This window comes from Mesorhizobium sp. C264A, from assembly GCF_040324515.1.
GTDB lineage: Bacteria > Pseudomonadota > Alphaproteobacteria > Rhizobiales > Rhizobiaceae > Mesorhizobium.
The window spans coordinates 1,653,773-1,674,543 of sequence record NZ_JAMYVY010000002.1; the positions used below are offsets into that span (position 1 = coordinate 1,653,773).

Annotated in this window: 19 protein-coding genes and 1 tRNA gene; 15 read left to right on the forward strand and 5 right to left on the reverse strand. The window is 62.9% G+C overall.

The annotated features are described in order from the left end of the window. Window positions 1-7: 7 nt before the first annotated feature. The 5 genes from kduI (at window position 8) to NKL04_RS27100 (ending at window position 4,630) form a co-directional block, all read left to right on the forward strand. Window positions 8-865 carry a 5-dehydro-4-deoxy-D-glucuronate isomerase gene (gene kduI, locus NKL04_RS27080; RefSeq protein WP_023668681.1) on the forward strand — a complete coding sequence of 286 codons (858 nt, stop codon included), beginning with the start codon at window positions 8-10 and terminating at the stop codon, window positions 863-865. Continuing rightward, window positions 862-1,629: a 2-dehydro-3-deoxy-D-gluconate 5-dehydrogenase KduD gene (gene kduD, locus NKL04_RS27085; RefSeq protein WP_023700230.1), complete on the forward strand. Its 768-nt coding sequence runs from the start codon at window positions 862-864 to the stop codon at window positions 1,627-1,629. The genes kduI and kduD overlap by 4 nt, the downstream gene beginning before the upstream one ends. 10 nt (window positions 1,630-1,639) lie before the next feature. After that, window positions 1,640-1,978, forward strand: a complete 339-nt coding sequence (locus NKL04_RS27090) for a cupin domain-containing protein (protein WP_023700231.1) — start codon at window positions 1,640-1,642, stop codon at window positions 1,976-1,978. Window positions 1,979-2,242: 264 nt separating this feature from the next. Then, window positions 2,243-4,081, forward strand: a complete 1,839-nt coding sequence (gene recQ, locus NKL04_RS27095) for a DNA helicase RecQ (RefSeq protein ID WP_023700232.1) — start codon at window positions 2,243-2,245, stop codon at window positions 4,079-4,081. 396 nt (window positions 4,082-4,477) lie between these two features. Then, on the forward strand, window positions 4,478-4,630 hold the full coding sequence (locus tag NKL04_RS27100; RefSeq protein ID WP_023684112.1) for a hypothetical protein: 153 nt from the start codon (window positions 4,478-4,480) through the stop codon (window positions 4,628-4,630). 769 nt (window positions 4,631-5,399) lie between these two features. Here the strand turns inward: NKL04_RS27100 and NKL04_RS27105 are convergent. Continuing rightward, a complete protein-coding gene (locus NKL04_RS27105; protein WP_023693170.1) occupies window positions 5,400-6,338 on the reverse strand; it encodes an AraC family transcriptional regulator in 939 nt (312 codons plus the stop codon). 126 nt (window positions 6,339-6,464) lie between these two features. Here NKL04_RS27105 and NKL04_RS27110 point away from each other — a divergent pair, with 126 nt between their 5' ends. Next, window positions 6,465-7,358 carry an SDR family oxidoreductase gene (locus NKL04_RS27110; protein WP_023700234.1) on the forward strand — a complete coding sequence of 298 codons (894 nt, stop codon included), beginning with the start codon at window positions 6,465-6,467 and terminating at the stop codon, window positions 7,356-7,358. A gap of 276 nt (window positions 7,359-7,634) precedes the next feature. Here NKL04_RS27110 and NKL04_RS27115 read toward each other — a convergent pair whose 3' ends face one another. Further along, a complete protein-coding gene (locus NKL04_RS27115; RefSeq protein ID WP_023684116.1) occupies window positions 7,635-8,681 on the reverse strand; it encodes a class I SAM-dependent methyltransferase in 1,047 nt (348 codons plus the stop codon). A gap of 267 nt (window positions 8,682-8,948) precedes the next feature. On the opposite strand from NKL04_RS27115, the gene NKL04_RS27120 reads away from it, so the two are divergent. Further along, window positions 8,949-10,928, forward strand: coding sequence for a putative bifunctional diguanylate cyclase/phosphodiesterase (locus NKL04_RS27120; RefSeq protein WP_023700235.1), 1,980 nt, complete (start codon window positions 8,949-8,951; stop codon window positions 10,926-10,928). A 140-nt stretch (window positions 10,929-11,068) separates the two neighbouring features. Here the strand turns inward: NKL04_RS27120 and NKL04_RS27125 are convergent. Next, window positions 11,069-11,158, reverse strand: a tRNA-Ser gene (locus NKL04_RS27125). A 363-nt stretch (window positions 11,159-11,521) separates the two neighbouring features. Between NKL04_RS27125 and NKL04_RS27130 the strand changes: the two genes are divergently transcribed. The 3 genes from NKL04_RS27130 to NKL04_RS27140 all read left to right on the forward strand — a co-directional run bounded on the left by NKL04_RS27130 (window position 11,522) and on the right by NKL04_RS27140 (window position 13,318). Next, a complete protein-coding gene (locus NKL04_RS27130; RefSeq protein WP_023700236.1) occupies window positions 11,522-12,229 on the forward strand; it encodes a 50S ribosomal protein L21 in 708 nt (235 codons plus the stop codon). Window positions 12,230-12,328: 99 nt separating this feature from the next. Continuing rightward, the gene (gene rpmA, locus NKL04_RS27135) at window positions 12,329-12,598 is read left to right on the forward strand and encodes a 50S ribosomal protein L27 (RefSeq protein WP_015315190.1); all 270 of its coding nucleotides are present in this window, start codon (window positions 12,329-12,331) and stop codon (window positions 12,596-12,598) included. Window positions 12,599-12,730: 132 nt separating this feature from the next. Next, complete coding sequence (locus NKL04_RS27140; protein WP_023700237.1) at window positions 12,731-13,318, forward strand: GNAT family N-acetyltransferase; 588 nt, start codon at window positions 12,731-12,733, stop codon at window positions 13,316-13,318. 190 nt (window positions 13,319-13,508) lie between these two features. Here NKL04_RS27140 and NKL04_RS27145 read toward each other — a convergent pair whose 3' ends face one another. Next, window positions 13,509-14,372 carry an endonuclease/exonuclease/phosphatase family protein gene (locus tag NKL04_RS27145; protein WP_023700238.1) on the reverse strand — a complete coding sequence of 288 codons (864 nt, stop codon included), beginning with the start codon at window positions 14,370-14,372 and terminating at the stop codon, window positions 13,509-13,511. Window positions 14,373-14,539: 167 nt separating this feature from the next. On the opposite strand from NKL04_RS27145, the gene obgE reads away from it, so the two are divergent. Both obgE and proB read left to right on the forward strand, forming a co-directional pair. Then, window positions 14,540-15,571 (forward strand): GTPase ObgE, encoded by a 1,032-nt coding sequence (gene obgE / locus NKL04_RS27150; RefSeq protein WP_023668691.1) that lies wholly within the window; start codon window positions 14,540-14,542, stop codon window positions 15,569-15,571. Window positions 15,572-15,573: 2 nt separating this feature from the next. Further along, window positions 15,574-16,701 carry a glutamate 5-kinase gene (gene proB, locus NKL04_RS27155; protein WP_023668692.1) on the forward strand — a complete coding sequence of 376 codons (1,128 nt, stop codon included), beginning with the start codon at window positions 15,574-15,576 and terminating at the stop codon, window positions 16,699-16,701. 26 nt (window positions 16,702-16,727) lie between these two features. Here proB and NKL04_RS27160 read toward each other — a convergent pair whose 3' ends face one another. Then, window positions 16,728-17,213 carry a hypothetical protein gene (locus NKL04_RS27160; RefSeq protein WP_023668693.1) on the reverse strand — a complete coding sequence of 162 codons (486 nt, stop codon included), beginning with the start codon at window positions 17,211-17,213 and terminating at the stop codon, window positions 16,728-16,730. 78 nt (window positions 17,214-17,291) lie between these two features. On the opposite strand from NKL04_RS27160, the gene NKL04_RS27165 reads away from it, so the two are divergent. The 3 genes from NKL04_RS27165 to NKL04_RS27175 all read left to right on the forward strand — a co-directional run bounded on the left by NKL04_RS27165 (window position 17,292) and on the right by NKL04_RS27175 (window position 20,763). Then, the gene (locus tag NKL04_RS27165) at window positions 17,292-18,572 is read left to right on the forward strand and encodes a glutamate-5-semialdehyde dehydrogenase (protein WP_023700239.1); all 1,281 of its coding nucleotides are present in this window, start codon (window positions 17,292-17,294) and stop codon (window positions 18,570-18,572) included. Between the two features lie 203 nt (window positions 18,573-18,775). After that, the gene (locus NKL04_RS27170) at window positions 18,776-19,408 is read left to right on the forward strand and encodes a nicotinate-nucleotide adenylyltransferase (protein ID WP_023700240.1); all 633 of its coding nucleotides are present in this window, start codon (window positions 18,776-18,778) and stop codon (window positions 19,406-19,408) included. Window positions 19,409-19,482: 74 nt separating this feature from the next. Beyond that, window positions 19,483-20,763, forward strand: a complete 1,281-nt coding sequence (locus tag NKL04_RS27175) for an MFS transporter (protein WP_023700241.1) — start codon at window positions 19,483-19,485, stop codon at window positions 20,761-20,763. Window positions 20,764-20,771 lie beyond the last annotated feature (8 nt).

Here is a 20,771-nt window from a genome sequence, read left to right on the forward strand (position 1 = left end):
AGCAGCAATGACTCAAAGTCACCCGCATACCGATTTCACCTCGCGTTTCGCCATCGACCCGGTCGCCGCGGCTTCCATGGGCACCGACGAACTGCGGCACAACTTCCATATTGACGACCTGTTCCAGCCGGGACGCGTCAGCCTGACCTATGCCCATTATGACCGCATGATCGTCGGCGGCGCCGTGCCGGAAGGGACAGCGCTGCCGCTGGAAGCGATCAAGCCGACGGGGACCAAGAATTTTCTCGACCGCCGCGAACTGATCATCGTCAATATCGGCGGCGCCGGCTCGGTGACGGCAAATGGCGAGACCCACCAGTTGCAGGCGCGCGACATGCTCTATCTCGGCATGGGCAGCACCGACGTTTCGTTCGCATCGGCCGAAGAGGGCGCACTGGCCAAGTTCTATCTGCTCAGCGCGCCTGCGCATCACACCCATCCCAACCGGCTGATCCGCATTGGCGATGCCAAGCGCCTCGATCTCGGCAGCAAGGAAACCTGCAACGAACGCTCGATCTTCCAGTTCATTCATGCCGATGGCGTCAAGACCTGCCAGCTGGTGGTCGGCATGACGCAGCTGGCGCCGGGCTCGGTGTGGAACACCATGCCTTGCCATGTGCATGACCGGCGCATGGAGGCCTATCTCTATTTCGACCTGCCGGAGACGGCGCGCGTCTTCCATTTCATGGGCGAGCCGGACGAAACGCGGCATCTGGTGATGGCCAACGAGGAGGCGGTGCTGTCGCCGGGCTGGTCGATCCATTCGGGGGCCGGCACCTCGAACTATGCCTTCATCTGGGCGATGGCCGGCGACAATGTCGACTACACCGATGTCGATCCGGTGCCGCTGGGTGAATTGCGTTGAGCGGCCCTTCCTCCTTCAGCCTGGCCGGCAAGCGTATCCTGGTCACCGGCGCGAACACCGGCATCGGCCAAGGCATCGCCGTCTCGATCGCGCGCGCCGGCGGTACGGTGATCGGCGTCGGCCGCTCGGCGATGGACGATACGCAAAAGAGGGTCAGCGAACTGGGCGGGCCATTTGAGGCCGTGCAGTGCGATCTCGCCGATCACGTAGCCGCCAAGGCCATGCTCGACCAGGTGTGGGAAAAGACCGGACCGCTCGACGGCCTGGTCAACAATGCCGGCGTCATCCGCCGCGCCGATGCGGTCGATTTCTCGGAAACCGACTGGGACGACGTCATCGACGTCAATCTGAAGACGCTGTTCTTTTTGAGCCAGGGTTTTGCCAGGCGCGTGCTGGCCGATCCGGGCCGGCGCGGCAAGATCGTCAACATCGCCTCGGTGCTGAGTTTCCAGGGCGGCATTCGTGTCGCCTCCTACACCGCGTCGAAACATGGCGCGCTCGGCGTCACAAGGCTGCTCGCCTGCGAATGGGCGGCGAAAGGCATCAACGTCAATGCGATTGCGCCCGGCTATATCGAAACCAACAACACGCAGGCGCTGCGCGCCGATCCCGACCGCAGCGCCGCCATACTGGCGCGCATCCCGGCCGGCCGTTGGGGCGGGCCGGAAGACATAGGCGACGCCGCCGTCTTCCTGCTGGCGCCGGCGTCCGACTATATGCATGGCGCCGTGGTTCCGGTCGACGGCGGCTGGCTGGCGCGATGAGGAGAGGACAATGACCGAGGCAAAGATCTTCGCGCAGCCCGGCGAGAGCGCCTGGACGCCGACGCCGGACGGCAACAGGCGGCGCGTTCTCCTGCACACCGACGAACTGATGATGGTCGAGTTCGGTTTCGACAAGGGCGGCGTCGGCGCACTGCATTCGCACCCGCATGTCCAGGCCAGCTATGTCGCCGAAGGTCGCTTCGAGGTGACCATCGACGGCCGCACCGCGACCATCGAGACCGGCGGCAGCTTCATCGTGCCGTCCAATCTGGTGCACGGCGTCAAGGCGCTGGAGGCCGGGCGCCTGGTCGACAGCTTTACCCCGCACCGCGCCGATTTCCTGGCCTGAACCTTTTTCGGCAATTCCAGAAACAGGAAACCCGCGCCTCCTGGGGAGGCGCGGGCTGTTGCCTGTGCGCTCGTGGCGCAGCGGTACTCGAAACATCGCCGCAGGGTTGGACGGTGCCGCAACATGGTGAAGATAGGTTTAACGATGCCAATCAGGTCGATCGCCGGTGGGGTGTTGCTGCTGCTTGTTGTGGTCACGCAGGGGCTGCGCTAATCGTTCTGGCCACGCCGCTGCTTCGGGCGGCCGATCGCAAAAACATCAGTGATGCAGATATCGACGACAAGCGTGCCGACGCACGATCGCAAACGGCGCGTCCTCAAGGACGTGTTCGGCTTCGACGATTTCCGTCCCGGACAGGCCGCGGTGATGGAGGCGCTGCTTGGCGGCCGCCATGTGCTGGCCGTCATGCCAACGGGTGCCGGCAAATCGCTGTGCTACCAGGTTCCGGCGCTGGTCAAGGGTGGGCTGACCATTGTCGTTTCGCCGCTGGTGGCGCTGATGCAGGATCAGGTCGCGGCACTGCGCCTCGCCGGCGTCGCCGCCGATACGATCAATTCCTCGATAGACCGTGATGCCAATGTCGCGGCATGGCGCCGCGTCGCGTCGGGCCAGACGCGGCTGCTCTACCTCGCGCCGGAACGGCTGATGACCGAGCGGATGCTGGATGCGCTTGCCAGGCTCGATGTCAGCCTGATCGCCATCGACGAGGCGCATTGCATTTCGCAGTGGGGGCCGGCGTTCCGGCGCGAATATGATGACCTGTCGCAGCTGCGTGGCATCTTTCCCGACGTACCGATCATTGCGGTGACGGCGACGGCGGACGAGACGACGCGGGCAGACATCGAGAGACGGCTGTTTGGCGGGCGTGTCGAAACGCAGGTGCTTGGCTTCGACCGGCCCAACATCAAGCTTGCCATCGAGCCCAAGCAGGACAGCAAGCGGCAGTTGCTCAACTTCATCGAGCGCCATCAGGGGCGCAGCGGCATCGTCTACTGCCTGTCGCGCAAGAAGACCGAAGAGATGGCGGCGTTTCTCGAAAAGAACGGCGTGACCGCGCTCGCCTATCACGCCGGGATGAGCAAGGAGGCGCGCGATGCGAATCAAAACGCCTTCATGACCCTGTCGGGCGTCGTCATGGTGGCGACCATCGCCTTCGGCATGGGGATCGACAAGCCTGATGTCGCCTATGTCTTCCACACCGATCTGCCCGGCAGCCTGGAAGCCTATTACCAGGAGATCGGCCGTGCCGGTCGTGACGGGCGGGCGGCTGAGGCGCATATGCTTTACGGCCTCGGCGATATCCGCATGCGCCGCATGTTCATCGACGACGAGGACGCCGCTGTCGAACACAAGCGCCGCTCGCATGGCCGGCTCGATACGCTGATCGGCTATTGCGAGACGGCCGAGTGCCGCCGCCAGGTGCTGCTCGGTTATTTCGGTGAAGAGGCGGTCCCTTGCGGCAATTGCGACAATTGCCTGGAACAGGCGCCGCGCGCCGACGGCACCGCCGAGGCGCGCCTCATCCTGGCGGCGGTGGCGCAGAGCGGCGAGCGCTTCGGCGCCGGCCATGTCATCGACATCCTGATCGGCCACGAGACTGAAAAGATCGCGGCAAGGGGGCATCACAGGCTGGCAGCCTTCGGCAATGGCGCCGCGCACAAGAAGGATTTTTGGCAATCTATGATTCGCCAGCTGGTCGCGAACGGTTTCCTGATGCCGGACCCGGCCGGCCATGGCGGGTTGGCCATCGCGGACAAGGGCCACGCACTCGGCCGGGGCGAGGTGCCGTTCCAGTATCGGGTCGAGATGCGCACGCGCGCCGCGCGCCGCGCGGCTCGTGCCGGGCAGAGCCCCCAGAGCGAAAATGTAGATGCGTCGCTGCTCGCGACGCTGAAGACGCTGCGGCTGCGTCTGGCCAAGGAACGCCAGGTGCCGGCCTATGTGGTGTTTTCGGATCGTACACTGATCGACATGGCCGAGCGTCGTCCGCAAGACCTCGACGATTTTGCCGGGGTCAACGGCGTAGGTGCGGCCAAGCTCAAGGAGTTCGGCGCGATTTTTGTCAGCGCCATTGCCGCGCACCTTTCCGAGACGCCAGGCTGAAAGGGGTTTTGCTGGACCAAAGCCCGATCCGGCATCAGTACGCCTTCAACTTGCCCGCCCGCTTATCCTTTCATTTTGGCGCTACCCTGCCGTAGGGGAATGGCCTTCCAAATTGTATGGAACCGTGACGACAACACACATTCCTGAATCTATGCGGTCGATTCTTCGGATGTAGCCGTGACTATGGAAACCCGCTGTTGCGCGCGGATGGCGGTTTTCTCGGCCTTGGAGACGCTACGTCGGCAGCCGCTATCCCTGACCCGAATGGTATGATTCAGACCATCTTTGTTGTTGAAAACCCGCTTTCGACGGGAGTATAAAACTCGAGGTTACCATTGCTTTTCGTATAGAGGCTGTGGTGGAAACGTGGGTCCAATCCGCAAAGCATTGCCTTGCGTGGAAGTGGTCGAAGCCGGCGGCGAATGGTCCGTTCCTGTGGCCAAGGAAGACCAGGAAATTACCCGATCATTCGTGATTGAACCGTTTGCGCTGTCCTATGCTGAGGGCCAGCGGATACGCCTGCTTCTCGACAAGTTCGTTCGTCTGTAGAGAGGCTAAGCCCGATGAAAGACCGGTGGGAACCTGACCACCAGTTCATTGAAATCGCCCGCCGTAGCCAGCTCCGAGCGGAGAGCCAACTGGACTCCCTGCAATCGACCATCGCCGAAACGCGACGCGTCCTAGAGGCTTCACGGAAGCTCTTGGAAAAGATTGCCGAGCGGGAACACCATACCCAGCCATAGGGAATGGCCGGTGCAGGTTGGGCATGCTTGTGGGGCTTCACCGCACCGGCCACTGCGGGAAGATATGAGGCCCCCCGCGCCGCCTAAGATATAGGCATATTAGCAATCGCGCAATTAACCCTATTGCGCTACCCAGCCGTAGAGGCAAGGAAATCGGAGAAGTTGGTGCCGGTTAACCGCCAGCACGCGAGCAAGTCATTCTGAAAGCATGAAAAACGCGATTTTGCTCGTGTCAATTGAGCGTCTGAAATCTAGTTCCTGCTGCCGATTATCCCTAAGTTAACTGAAATACTTATATTCCCGAAGGGTTGCGAATCAGTCGATTGTCAAGCGCATGCCATGGAGCAAGCAAGGGATCGATCTGAGCAGAAGGGCCGCAGCGGTCGAAGCGCGCTGGGAAATCCGAGCGGCTTCGGCAATTGTCCGCTCTGGCTCGCCCGCTACAACTCGACTCGCGCAGTGTGGACGGAATCACCGGCCATGTGGACGAGAACCATCTGGCGATGTCGTTCACCGAGTTTCGTTCGCGCTTCAGCCTTTAAGGGCAAGGTGATCAAGGCGATCGGATCGCCGCCTCAGGCGGCTTCGCGTTCGGCCTGCGCAGTCAGGTCCGGCTCCCGGCGGCTGTACTGCCGCGGCGAACAGCCCATGACGCGCTTGAATGCCGTGCTGAAGGCGCTTTCGGATTCGTAGCCGAGCGCCAGCGCGATGACGGAAACCGGATCGCCGGAATGCATCAGCCTGTCGCCGGCCAGCATCATGCGCCAGCGCGTCAGATAATCCAGGGGTGAGGCCCCGACCGTCTGCTTGAATCTGAGCGCAAAAGTCGATCGCGACATGCCCGCGCGCTCCGCCAGTTGCTGCAATGTCCAGCCATGCGCCGGGTCCTCGTGCATGGCGCCGATCGCCGCGCCGATCTGCCTGTCGGTCAGTGCGAACAGCCAGCCGACATTGCCTTGCGCGGTCATATGCAGGCGCAAGGCCTCGATCAGGATCATGTGGGCGAGGTGCTCGACGATGAGAAAGCCGCCGGGACGCCGCTGGCGCAATTCCTGCATCATCCGCTCCACCGGCCAGCGAAGCGCCGAATGGTCGCTCTCGCCGCGGATGTGGACGATGGGCGGCAGCATCCGCAAGAGGATGCCGGCATGGTCGCCGGACAGCGTGAAGCGACTGCTGACCAGGAGGAAATCGCCGCCGCCATTATGGACGGTGATGCCGCCGGTCCGCGCCGGTGAAAAGATCGTTCGCGCATCGACCGTCGGCAGGCCGAGATCGCTGGCAAGGCGGAAAGGCCGGCCGCGCGGCAACAGGAAGCAGTCGCCCACGTCCAGCCGCACCGCGTCAGGGACGCCCTCGACCGACAGCCAGCATCGGCCGGACACCACGGCGCCGCATTTGATGGCGGCCTGCTGGTCAGGAAACTGGATCGCCCAGTCGCCACCGGTTTCCAGCCCAGCCGACAGGTAATTGCGCGGCTTCAGTAGCGACAGCACGTCTGACAGCGGATCCATGAGCGTTCTCGGACGATTGCGAAGATATCTCGGATTTTACAGTATAGATCGTATGATCTCAAACTTCTATCTCCTTCGCAACGGGCTGCCTTTACGGCGTTCGACAAAAACCAAGGAGAAATGATCATGCGTGTGTTCGTTACGGGCGCCACCGGTTTTGTCGGTTCGGCGGTTGTGCGGGAATTGCTCGGGGCGGGCCATCAGGTGCTTGGCCTCGCACGGTCGGGAGCAGGTGCGAAGTCGATCGTGGCAGCGGGTGCCGAGGCGCATCGCGGCGATATCGAGGATTTCGACAGCCTGCGCAGCGGCGCTGCCCAATCGGATGGCGTCATCCACACGGCCTTCAACCACGACTTTTCGAGATTCGCCGCCAGTTGCGCAGTTGACCAGCGCGCCATCGAAACGCTCGGCGCGGCGCTCGAGGGTTCCGAGCGGCCGCTGCTTGTCACCTCCGGCCTCGCCGGTTTTGCGCAGGGAAGGCCGGCAACCGAAGACGACAAACCCGCGCCGCCGTCGGCCTCCATGCCGCGCGCTTCGGAGGCAACGGCCGTGGCGTTCGCAGCGCGCGGGGTGCGCGCATCGACGGTGCGGCTGGCGCCGACGGTCCATGGCGAGGGCGATCACGGTTTCGTGCCGATGCTGATTGCCATTGCGCGTGAAAAGGGCGTCTCGGCCTATGTTGGCGACGGCGCAAATCGCTGGGCGGCGGTGCACCGGTTCGACGCCGCCACCCTGTACAGGCTGGCGGTGGAGAAGGGGGCGGGCGGCGTCAGCTATCATGCGGTTGCCGAACAGGGCGTGGCGAGCAAAGAGATCGCCGAGATCATCGGCCGCCGGCTCGGCCTGCCGGTCGCTTCCATAGGCCCCGAGGACGCGGCTGCGCATTTCGGCTTTCTCGGGCATTTCATCGGCAGGGACTTGTCGGCGTCAAGTGAGCAGACCCGCACTGCGCTGGGATGGCAGCCGACCGGGCCGGGGCTCATCGCCGATCTCGATCGTGCCCGCTATTTCGAGGCCTGATCAGGCCGGCCAGTCGCGTTGCATTGCACGACCGACAGCCTGGCGATCAGCGGCAGTGCCAGCAACACGGCCAGACGCAGCCCGCCGAGCGGGCAGCACCGTCGTGCTGCTGGAACCGCCGCCACATCTGTATGGCGGCAAGCAGAACGAACACGGCGTAGGCCGCCCGCAGCCCGGACGACCTGCTCGCCCGTCGCCGGAAAGCCGGCGAAGGCATGGCCTCGTCATGGCAGACCTACCTTGTTACGGGGATGCGCGCGCGATTCCCGCGCCTAGTTAGAGATCGCCCTTCCTCACCTTGCCGTAAACGATATTCCGGTTCGAGCCATAGTAGACTTTCGCGTCGAAAGGACTCCCGCCGAGGGCGGCATTGATGATGTCCCACATATCGTCGGCCGAACGTAGGATGAGCGGCCAATCCATGAAAGTCTCCATGTAACCATCCGTCGTTATCTCGTCGCTGAAATTGGCAAACAGGAATTCGCCACCGGGCTTGACGAGTTCCATGGCTCTTTGAAGCAGGCGGACGCCGATGGCACGCGGCAGGTAATCGTAAAGCCCCGATGCGTAGACGAGATCGAATGTGCCAAGGGCGTAGGCGCGGCGTAGGATGCCGCGTACGGAACCCTGGACTGCCTCGACTGCCGTGCCGGCAAAGTCGTGGTTCACCGTGGCTACGCTGACGGGGTCCTGATCCAGGCCGATCCAACGTTGCAGTTTATGCCTGGCCAACGCGTCGGAGCGTTCGGCTTCCCTGAGGTGGCCGCAGGCAATCGCCAGCACCTCAGCCTTTTCCACACTGCTGGCCGTCTCGTCCACGGTCCTGGCCAGAATATCCCGCCGCTCGCGCCCCGCCACCGAACTGGCAGCTTCACTGGTGTACGCATAGATTTGCCGACCAAGTAAGGTCGACGAGGCCACGATCTCGTCGGCGATCGGATGCTTGTAGTAAATATCCAGCAGGCCTGCATCGCCCGAATACCCGCGCGGTTTTTCGACCGACCACCGCGTGAACGGGTCCTGGAGCAAATATTCCGCGACCCGATGCTGCTGAGCCAAAGGAACGAGTTTCTGCCAAACCGCGGTAGCAACCTGCCGGCGGAGCTTGTGGAGTCGCCCCGCCAAACGATGGACGACGGGGGCGGCCGGTTTGTTTCGCGCAAAGGCTTGATGAGCAAGGTCCAGTATCAGGGCGAGCTGGGCCGTGCTGTCCCTCAACTCGTCGGAGTCAGCCGCCTCTTCGGAGGTCGCAACATGTTTCTTCATCAGCCTGGTGGTGACCAGGCTGTATTGGTCGAGCTGCAGTTTTGGCTTGATAGGCATGCCGTTTACTCTCCGGTTTACCGCCCCGGTCCCCGGCCAGCAGCATAGGTGCGCCGCCAACCAATGCTAACAATTTTAATAAAATTTTAGTAAAATTTTAATCAACGGAACGGCCATCAATCCTGCAAACTGGCTAAATCCGAACCGCCCGTTTACCCTCGGTTAGCGACATCTGACTTTTCTTGCGGACAGGGACGTCTTCATTCCCCGACCGCAGGCGACGTCGGCTGTTGCATTCGCTACTGCAGATCGCGGAGGAGCGTTGCGATGCAACTGAGCGAGGACGTTGCCCAGAAGGTGGCGGCAGCGATTGGACGTCCGCGGTGGCATTCCGCCGATCCGGAACTCCTGACACTGTTCCTGCAGAAGGATGCCGATGAGAATCGCAGCCTTGTGCGATGGGGTATTGCGGCTGCTGTATTCAGCTATGTGGCCTATGGCCTTTTCGATTGGTTTCTTTTTCCGGATATCGCCGGCCGGCTTGTTTTGACGCGCGTTACGCTAGGGATCACTTCCCTGGCGCTTGTCGAATTTGTCGCCCGACGGGGCTTTGCCCTTGCCACCTTGCACCTTGTAGCAGCGCTGGCGATTGTATCCGGTGCCCTTGGGTGGCTCGTCTCCGCTGTTGGAACAGAGCATCAGGATGCCCTCTCCCATTTCATGGTTTTTGGCACCGTGTTCATCCTGGGTGCGAATCTGTTCTTCAACTTCCGTTTTTGGCTTTCAGCCCTTGCCTCCGCGACGGTCGCCGCAAGCTTTGTGTACGCCGCGATGTTCTCCCTTCAGGCCGACATCGCCGGTCGGGTCGTGTTGTCGGCCTATTTCGTGAACTGCCTCGTCTTGTCGCTTTATCTTTCGTGGCGGCTGAGCCTGGAGCGTTACCAGACCTTCCTGCACGCGCTTCGGGCACAATTCCAGGAGCAGGCTGCTATCAAGAAGGGGCAAAAGCTAACCGAAATCGCCGACACCGATCCGCTCACGGGAATGAAGAACCGCAGGGCGATCATTCGAGAATTCTCGGAGCTGCGCGAAGACTGGGCCGCGGACGACGACGAGATAGGGCTCATTCTGATCGACGTCGACTACTTCAAAAGGTTCAATGACGGACTTGGTCATCAGGCCGGCGACGATTGCCTGATCAAACTCGCCCATGTCCTCTCCGAGATGGCGGCTGCCAACAACGCCATCGCGGCCCGCTATGGCGGAGAAGAATTCGTCATTCTCTGCAAGGTCACCGGGCGGGCTCACCTTCATGAGATAACGAAGAAATTCTGTCGCGCTGTAGAGGATTTGGATATCTACCACCCTGATCGGGGCGACAAGCTCAACATCGTAACGATCAGTGCCGGGGCGTCGTTGACGCGCGCCGATCAGAGCATAGAGCTTAGAATCCTGCTGCAGGAAGCTGACCGCGCGCTCTACGCGTCCAAGTTTGCCGGTCGGGCTACGTTCACGATTTACGACCCGCATGCCACCAGCCAGGATCGCTCCGGCGAAAATCTTTCAGAACTGCTGAAGGTGGCAGTTTCCAACCAGCTCGTTTCTGTCGCCTACCAGCCAATTCGCGAGCTGGCGTCGGGACGCGTGCTGGGCCACGAGAGTCTGATGCGGGTATGCGACTTCGACGGCACCATGATCAGTCCGTCCGTATTCATACCCGTTGCCGAGCAGACCGGAGCGATCGTGGAACTGGGTACGTGGCTGATCGATCGAGCCTGCGGTGACATGGCGGAATACGGATTGGGCTCGGTCGTGACGGTGAACGTCTCCGTTCTTCAGCTCAAGGCTCCTAACTTTTCACTCCGGATCACCGAGATTCTTGGCAGGCACGGCCTTGCGCCCCAGAAACTGGCCATCGAAATCACTGAAGGCAGTGACATCTTTCTGGAGGCGCAAGCGGTAAGAAACGTGGAGCGGTTGCGAAAACTCGGCGTTCAGATCTGGCTGGACGACTTCGGAACGGGATTTGCCGGCTTGACATGGCTCCGCCGCTTCAAATTCGACGTGGTCAAGATTGATCGCAGCTTCCTCCACGATTGCCAGACGTCTCGTGGCTTGAGCCTGTTGCGGGACATGGTCGTGCTGCTTCGCAATCTCGGCCATGTCGTGCTCGCCGAGGGCGTCGAAACGGAGGAGCAGTACATATTGCTGCAGCGCCTGGGGGTAAATTTGATGCAGGGCTTCCTCACCGGGCATCCCGTGCCGATCGAAGAGGTAAACCAGATCAGGCAAGGCCTCGTTGCCTAGCGGGAGCCTCTACGCTGAAGCTTCGGAGGGCATCCTGCTTCATTCCGGTCCCCCTACGCTACTTCGTAGCTTCGGGCGACACTCCTACGCCCAGATGCGGTTCCGGGTGGCCTGCCACCCGAAGCCCGCAGGGCGTAGGGTGGCGGAGAGGGAGGGATTCGAACCCCCGATGGGCTTGCACCCATGCCGCATTTCGAGTGCGGTGCATTCGACCACTCTGCCACCTCTCCGCGGTCATGGTCGGCCGTTGCCGGCGCACTAGATAACGGCTGGGCGGGCAGGTTACAAGGCCAAATCCGCGGGGGAATTCAGCTTCCTGTGCGGGCTCTGTCTGGAGGGCTGCGTTGCGGCCACGTCGGCAGATGGGGCCAACCGGTCCTCGACCGGAGAGATCGGGGGCGGCAAGGAGGCGGCGTGGCCAAGGATTCCGCCCGTTTGCCTTGACTCGTACCGAACCTTCGGTTAGGGGAAGCGCGCAATCGGCGTGGAGGGTTCTTCCACGCCGCTTGTTTTTCGAACCCGCAGACTGACAAAAGACGGCCGAACCGCGTGACGCGGCTCATCGAGGCCGACCGAACAGCGAAAGGCAAAAAATGTTCGCAGTCATTAAAACGGGCGGTAAGCAGTATCGCGTTGCCGCCAACGATCTCCTGAAGATCGAGAAGCTCGAAGCCAATGTCGGCGATATCGTCGAAATCGGCAGCGTCCTCGCCCATGGCGAAGGCGAAAATGTCACCTTCGGCGCCCCGTTCGTCGATGGCGCTCTGGTCACGGCGGAAGTCGTCGAGCAGGGCAAGAACCGCACCGTCATCGCTTTCAAGAAGCGCCGCCGGCAGAATTCGCGCCGCAAGATCGGCCACCGCCAGCTTCTGACCACCGTGCGGATCGCCGAGATCCTGCTGGGTGGCGCCAAGCCTTCCAAGAAGGCCGCAGCCAAGGTGGAAGCCAAGGAAGTCAAGGCTGACGTAGCGCCCGAGGCGAAGGCTGAGGCCGCGCCGAAGGAAGCCAAGGCGAAGAAGGAAGCCAAAGCCGAGGCTGCTCCGAAGGATGAAGCCAAGACGGAGACCGCCGTCGCCGCGCCGCTGTTCAAGGCGCCGAAGGGCGAGCCGGACGATTTGGCCGTGATCAAGGGCATCGGCCCGGTTGCCGCCGGCCAGCTGCACGAGCAGGGCATCACCACCTTCGCCCAGCTTGCCAAGCTGTCGGACAAGGACGTGGCCAAGATCGACGCGCACATGCCCTTCAGCACCGACCAGATCAACGACTGGCGCGAGCAGGCCAAGGAACTGGCGAAGAAGTAAAACGAACCGGCGACAAGGTTGCCGGATCGGACTTGAAACGGAACGCGAACGCGTTCATAAGACCATTCAAGCGCCCCAGGGCGCATCGGAGTTAGTTAGATGGCACACAAGAAAGCTGGCGGCTCGTCGCGCAACGGTCGCGACTCGCATTCCAAGCGTCTGGGCGTGAAGAAGTTCGGCGGCGAAGCCGTCATCCCGGGCAACATCATCATCCGTCAACGCGGCACCACCTGGCATCCCGGCGTCAATGTCGGCATGGGCACGGACCACACCCTTTTTGCGCTCGAGACCGGCGCAGTCACCTTCAACAAAAAAGCCAACGGCCGAACCTACGTATCGGTCAACCCGATTACCAAAGCCGCGGAGTAGCCGGTTCCGCACTATAAAACCGGCGCCCATCTCGGGAACCGGTGTCTGGCCAAACCATTGAATGGAGCCAGGAAAAGGATCAGGGGAGATGGGTTTTCCATCTCCCCTTTTTTCTTGCCTGGAGGACGTCGAATGGTTGCCGAAGCGGAAGACACCGAAGACGAAAGTTACGCGATAGATTGCCCGGTGCTGGCCACGGAGCGGCTGGTGATGCGCGCCCCGTGCGAAGCCGACATCGCGCAACTGGTCGAGCTTGCCGACAACCGTCACGTCGCCGAGATGCTGGCCCGCATGCCGCACCCCTATGGCGAGGCCGAGGCACGCGCCTTCCTGGCTATGACGAGATCGCGCCGGGCCGGCATCGCCTATGCGCTGACGCTGGCCAGTACCGACATTTTCGTCGGCTGCGCCGGCCTCAACATGACCGACCGCGGGCTGGAGCTCGGCTACTGGATCGGCGAGCCCTACTGGAAGCGCGGCTATGCGACGGAGGCCGCGCACGCGTTGGTCGACCTCGCCTTCCAACGGACCTCGATCCAGGTGCTGCAGGCTTCGACGCGGGTGATCAATCCGGCCTCGCGCCGCGTCATCCACAAATGCGGCTTCCAGTATGCCGGCCAGGGCATGCTGAACTCGATCGTCGCCGGCCAGGTGCCGGTCGAGCGGTACCGGCTGGACAGAAAGACCTGGATCAGTCTTCGAAACTGGGTGCATTTCTAGGTGTTTTGATATTAGGTGAGGCCGGCCTGCAAACGCGGGTTTATGCGCTTCCGGTGCACGTACTTAAGTACGCTCCGCTCCGGTTCTCGAAAACCAGTGTTTTCGGCTCGGCCTGACCTGAATCTCAACACACCTAGCGCGTGCCTCCAAACGACAGGTTTGGCAACGTTGGTTGTGGATCGGACTCAACTCAGCCCATCTCGACCCAAATCGGGAGATGGTCCGAGCCGACCGCTTCACGGTCGACCCACAGGCGCTTCAGCGATCCGGCGAGCGAGGCCGAGGTGAAGATGTAGTCGATGCGTTTGTGGCGGCTTGTGTCTTCGGGTCGCGTGGGATCGACCCAGGTGACGACGTCTGGTGTGTTCAGGCGCTGGGCGACGTCGACGGCGAGATCGGCGGTCAGCGGCATGCCGAATTCATGGTCCGGGCGGCCGACGAGTTCGACATATTCGGGCGAGCCGGGCAGCATGTTGAAGTCGCCCATGACTATGAAGGCTTCGGGATAGGGCAGGTCCGGCAGGCCGATCTCGGGAATGCCGGAGAGGCCGCCGCCCTCGAAGGCATAGTTCAACAGGCGCTGGCGCAGGAAACGGATCTGGCTGGCGCGTTCAACCGGACTGCGATGGTCGAGATGCGTGGAATAGAAGCGGATGAAGCCGAGCGGGGTCTCGACCAGCGCCTCGAGTGCGCCGCGCTGGAAGTTCATCGCCTCAAGGCTGCGGCTGCGCGGCAAAAGCAGATTGCGCGACAGATGGATCGGTGTCTTCGACAGCACCATGTTGCCGAGCTGGAAAGTGGTGGTGATGGCGCGGCCGGCCTCCAGGCGCGAGCCGACATTGACCTCGAAATTGCTGCCGTAAGCGGCAAAATATTCGGGCAGCGCCTCGCCGATCTCGGCCACCATATCGCGGTTGCCGTTCCTCGGATTGTTGCGGGTCACTTCCTGCAGCGCGATCACGTCGGCGCCGCGAACCGCCTCGGTGATGCGGCCGAGATCGTAGCGGCCATCCAGACCGATACCGTACTGGATGTTGTAGCTTACAACCTTCATTCCCGCGCCCCTCAAGCTCCGTCCGCGAACACTGCTACCGCGTCCCCGACAAAAGGGCATCCGGCGCTTTAGTCGCAAAACGGCCTCGCCCTTGGCCGCGCCTTGGTTTAGAGCAAGGCGCAAGATCTAGAGCAAAGCCGCAAGGCCAACAGAAACTGCGTAGTCCAATGAAATTTCTCGATCAAGCCAAGGTTTATATCCGCTCCGGCGACGGTGGCGCCGGCTCTGTGTCGTTCCGGCGCGAAAAATTCATCGAGTTCGGCGGCCCGGATGGCGGCGACGGCGGCCGCGGCGGCGATGTCTGGCTGGAAGCGGTCAACGGTCTCAACACGCTGATCGACTATCGCTATCAGCAGCATTTCAAGGCCAAGACTGGTGTCCACGGCATGGGCCGCAACATGACCGGCGCCAAGGGCGCCGATGTGACGCTCAAGGTGCCGGCCGGAACCCAGGTGTTTGCCGAGGACAATGAGACGCTGATCTGCGACCTGACCGTGGTCGGCCAGCGCTTCCTGCTGGCCAAGGGCGGCAATGGCGGTTTCGGCAACCAGCATTTCAAGACCTCGACCAACCAGGCGCCTCGCCGCGCCAATCCCGGCCAGCCCGGCGAAGAGATGAATGTCTGGCTGCGGCTGAAGCTGATTGCCGACGCCGGCCTGGTCGGGCTGCCCAATGCAGGCAAGTCGACTTTTTTGGCAACCGTCACCGCGGCCAAGCCGAAGATCGCAGACTACCCCTTCACCACGCTGCATCCCGGCCTCGGCGTTGCCCGCATCGATGCGCGCGAATTCGTCATCGCCGACATTCCGGGCCTCATCGAGGGCGCGCATGAGGGTGTCGGCATCGGCGACCGCTTCCTCGGCCATGTCGAGCGCACGCGTGTACTTCTGCACCTGGTCTCGGCGCAGGAGGAAAACCCGGGCAAGGCCTACAAGACCGTGCGCGCCGAGCTCGACGCCTATGGCAATGGGCTGATCGAGAAGGTCGAGATCGTCGCGCTCAGCCAGGTGGATATCCTTGACGCCGATGAGCGCAAGAAGAAGGTTGCGTCCCTCAAACGCGCTGCCGGCCGCGCGCCGATGCTGCTGTCGGCGGCCACCGGCGAGGGCGTCGAAGCGGTGCTGCGCGCGCTGATGGCAGTTGTCGGCGAAGCGCGCGACAGGGCTGCCGCTCCCGTCGAGACCCGCTGGGACCGATAACGATGACGGCGCGGTCGCTGACAAAATACCGGCGCATCACGGTCAAGATCGGTTCGGCCTTGCTGGTCGACCGCACCAGCGGCCTGAAGCGCGACTGGCTGGCTTCGCTTGCCGAGGATATTGCGGTGCTGGCCAATGGCGGCGCCGAGATCCTGGTCGTGTCGTCCGGCGCCATTGCGCTCGGCCGCACCATTCTCGGTCTCGGAAAACGGGCGCTGAAGCTCGAGGAGAGCCAGGCGGCGGCCGCCGTCGGGCAAATTGCGCTCGCCGGCGCATGGTCGGATGCGCTGGGCAAGGGTGCGCTGAAATCGGGCCAGATCCTGCTGACGCTCGGCGACACCGAGGAGCGCCGACGCTATCTGAATGCCCGCGCGACGATCTCGACGCTGCTCAAGATGAAGGCGGTGCCGGTCATCAATGAGAACGACACGGTAGCGACCTCCGAAATCCGCTATGGCGACAATGACCGGCTGGCGGCCCGGGTGGCGACGATGATGGGCGCCGACCTGCTTGTGCTGCTCTCCGACATTGACGGGCTCTATACGGCGCCGCCGGCGCGCGATCCCGATGCAAAATTCATTCCGGTGGTCGACCGCATCACGCCCGATATCGAGGCTATGGCCGGGGCGGCCGCATCCGAACTGTCGCGCGGCGGCATGCGCACCAAGCTCGATGCCGGCAAGATCGCCACCGCCGCCGGCACCGCCATGATCATCACCTCGGGCACCAGGCTGTCGCCACTGATGGCGATCGAGCGTGGCGAGCGCGCCACCTTCTTCAGGCCGAGCGCCAATCCGGTGAAAGGCTACAAGACCTGGATCGCCGGCCAGCTCGAACCGGCCGGGCGGCTCACCGTCGACGCCGGCGCCATCGGTGCGCTGCTGTCCGGCAAATCGCTGCTGCCGGCGGGCGTCAGGCTGGTCAGCGGCAATTTCTCGCGCGGCGACACGGTGGCGATCCTGTCGCCCGAAGGGCGCGAGATCGCGCGCGGGCTGGTTGCCTATGATGCCGCCGATGCCGTAAGGATCGCAGGCCTGAAGACCGCCGAGATCGAAACCGTGCTCGGCTACGAGGCGCGCTCGGCGATGATTCACCGCGACGATCTGGTAGTGAGCGGCGCGGCCGAGTGAGGCGCGGCCCTGCGATTGACGGCGCGCTACTTGTCAGGTTCACGCGGCCATTTGGGCGGGTTGCGGTACCTCTCCTGAACGTCCCGTTGAATTTTCAGAAGCTTGCTGCAACCTCCCAACTGTCCTTCAATGATAGCCTTGGCACGTTTATCCATTTCGGCTTGGGGGAGGTCCGTCCCGTCTGCGATGAGGTCGTGCATGACTGAGTCGGCCATCATTGCGTCTGTCGCTTTTTCCTCCTCCATCTTTTTCTTGAATTCTGCTTCAAGCCTCACACGCGGCCCACATCCATGTCCCTCCTCAACTACGACGTAGATTTGGGAAAACGGCGTCGGTAGCGCGCCGCAATAGCGCTCAGCGAGTACGAGGGACATCATCGAACCTACCATGGTCATGGCCAGGCCATCGGGGCTCTCGCCGAGTTCGATCTTGTCATCGCAGTAATCGGCTGCGCGAAGGCCGGTGGGCGCCAGCATCGTGGCCAAAGCAAACAAGACTGCGGCGCTCTTCATTCTGCTCTCCCGAATTTGCGGCCATTGCCGCGAAGGCCGGCCGCGTGTAAATCCACCAGGCTTCACCGGAGCGGTCAGATGTTGAACAAACACCAAGGCGAAGATGTAGCCAGTTTGATGGCACGGATAGGCCGCAATGCGCGCGCCGCCGCCCGACCGCTGGCTATCGCCACGACCAACGCCAAGAATGCCGCACTCGTCGCCATGGCCGACGCGATCATTTCGCGTGAGCAGGACATTCTCGACGCCAACGCCATCGATGTCTCGAATGGCCACGAATCGGGATTGTCCGGCTCGTTCATGGACCGGCTGAAGCTCGATCCGGCGCGCACCCGTGCCATGGCGGATGGCATCCGTGAAATCGCCGAGCTCAGGGACCCGGTCGGCGATGTGATCGCGGCCTGGGATCGCCCCAACGGCCTGCAGATCGAGCGCGTGCGCACGCCGCTCGGCGTTGTCGGCGTCATTTATGAAAGCCGGCCGAATGTGACGGCGGATGCCGGCGCACTCTGCCTCAAGGCCGGCAATCCGGTGATCCTGCGCGGCGGCTCGGACTCGCTCAATTCATCCGCCGCCATCCATGCCTGCGTGGTCGAGGGCCTGAAGGCCGCTGGTTTGCCCGAAGACGCCATCCAGTTCGTGCCGACCACTGACCGCGCCGCCGTCGGTGAGATGCTGAAAGGGCTTTCCGGCAATCTCGACGTCATCATTCCGCGGGGCGGCAAGAGCCTGGTCGGGCGCGTCCAGAGCGAGGCGCGGGTGCCGGTCTTTGCCCATCTTGAAGGCATCTGCCATCTCTACATCGACCGCTCGGCCGATCTTGACATGGCGGTCAGGATCGCCGTCAACGCCAAGATGCGGCGCACCGGTGTCTGTGGCGCTGCAGAGACTTTGCTGGTCGACCGCGCGGCGGCCTCCACGCATCTGGTGCCGATCCTTGACGCGCTACGCGCCGCCGGCTGCGAGATCCATGCCGATCAGGAAGTGATGAAGCTGTTCTTCGACGCCAAGCCGGCGACCGATGCCGACTGGGTGACCGAATATCTCGACGCCGTCATCGCGGTAAAGCTGGTAGACGGAATTGCCGGCGCCATCGACCATATCGAGACGTTCTCCTCACACCACACAGAGGCGATCATCGCCGAGGATACCAAAGCGGTCGAGCGGTTCTTCAACGAGATCGACTCGGCGATCCTTTTGCACAATGCCTCGACGCAGTTCGCAGATGGCGGCGAATTCGGCATGGGAGCCGAGATCGGCATCGCCACCGGCAAGATGCATGCGCGCGGTCCGGTCGGCGTCGAACAGCTGACCTCGTTCAAATACCGCGTGCGCGGGTCGGGACAGGTGAGGCCTTGAATCATTCGCGTCAGGGCTTGAGGCATTGAGCCCAGACACCCCCCTCTGTCCTGCCGGACATCTCCCCCGCAAGGGGGGAGATCAGCTTTTTCTTCCGCTTTCGCCAATCACTAACGTTGCAAGAAAAGTGCCTTTGCCGGAGCTGCTGATCTCCCCCCTTGCGGGGGAGATGCCCGGTAGGGCAGAGGGGGGTGCCTAGCACCATGCTGTCGTCCCTTCAGCCCGCCATCCCCTCGCACTACCTCCGCATGCCGCATGCCGAGAAAGGCCTCGCCGTCGGCCTGTTCGGCGGATCGTTCAACCCGCCGCATGCCGGCCATGCGCTGGTGGCGGAAATTGCCTTGCGGCGCCTCGCGCTCGACCAGCTCTGGTGGATGGTCACTCCAGGCAATCCGCTGAAGAGCACGAGGGAATTGGCGCCGCTGAGCGACCGGCTGCTGCAGTCGGAGCAGATCGCCAAGAACCCGAAGATCAAGGTCACCGCCTTCGAGGCGGCGCATCATATTCGCTTCACCGCCGACACGCTGGCGTTGGTCAAGGCACGCAATCCCGGCGTCGATTTCGTCTGGATCATGGGCGCCGACTCGCTTCGCGATTTCCACCGCTGGCAGCGCTGGCGCCAGATCGTCATGACCTTCCCGATCGCCGTCATCGACCGCCCGGGCGCGACGCTGTCCTTCCTGTCCTCGGTCGTGGCCAAAACCTTCGACTATGCCCGCGTCGACGAGGGTGACGCGCCCCGGCTCGCCCGCATGAAGGCGCCGGCCTGGACTTTTATTCACGGCCCGCGTTCGTCGCTGTCATCGAGTGCTATTCGCAAGCAAGCCAAGGGGTAACTCCGTAAGACCAGATCGCCGATGTCGCTTTTACGGCGGCCTTTCGCGATTGGCTGGGCGATGCTGCGCTGGATATGGCCACTTCAGTGAACCAGACCGACATCGGCCCCAATCATGGCGCCCCGCCGGCGCCCGTGATCGCCATTGCCAGCGTAATCGTGTCGATGGCGCTGATCGCGGTCGGCAACGGGTTGATGTTCGCCTATATCCCGGTCCGGCTTGGCGTCGAGCGCTTCGATCCGACCTGGGCCGGGCTGATCATCACCGGCCTGTCTGCCGGCGGACTTGCCGGCTGTATCCTGACCGGGCCGCTGGTGCGCCGCGTCGGGCACGCCCGCGCCTTCATGGTGCTGTCGGCGCTGATAGCGCTGTCGAATGCCGCCATTGGCGCCGGCACCTACCCGCTGCTGTGGATCGCGGCGCGCGCGCTTTACGGTTTTGCAATATGCGGCCTGTTCATCGTCGCCCAGAGCTGGCTCAACGATGCCGTCGCAAACGCCATTCGCGGCCGGGTGATGGCGGTGTTTTACGTCGCCTATGTCGCCGGACTTGGCGTCGGCTATGCCCTGCTGGCGGCGGTCGACATCGCGACGGCGCAGGCGCCGCTGATCGGCATTGCCTTCACCGCAGTGTCGATCCTGCCGGTCGGCATGACGCGGTTGGCTCAACCGCCGCCACCTCGCGCAGCCTCCGTGGCGCTTGGCCGCGCCTGGCGGATCTCGCCGGTCGGCCTGGCCGGCATGCTGGCCGTCGGCGGTCTGTCGATGGCGATCGCCGGGTTCGCACCGATCCATGCCACGGCCAAAGGCTATAGCCAGGCCGATGTGGCGCTGCTTTTGTCGGCGATGCCCGTCGGCACGCTGATCCTGCAGATACCGCTCGGCTGGATTTCCGACCGTACCGATCGCCGTTACGTGCTGGCCGGCGCTGCGGCACTGGCCATCGTCGCCGGTATTCTGGCCATCGGCTTCGACGGCGGCGCGCTGATGGTGCTCGTGGTGATCTACATCGTCTGGGACGGCGCCTCGGAATCGATCTATTCGCTGGCCAGCGCGCATGCCGCCGACCGCGCCGGCAAGGACGACATGGTGGCGCTGTCGAGTTCGTTGCTGTTTGCCTGGTCGCTGTCGGGGTTCATCGTGCCGGGTATCGTGACGGCCCTGTCGGCTGTCTATGGCACGCAGGCCTTCATTTATGTGGCCATCGTCATCGCCACTGTCTTCTGCCTGTTCGTGCTGTGGCGAGTGGCCACCACGCGCGCCGTCCCCGCTACGGAGACCAGCAGTTTCGCGCCGATGTCGGCGCAGGCGCCGCTGCCGGTGGAGCTCGCCTACGCCCCGGAAGATAAGCGCTGAACGGTTTC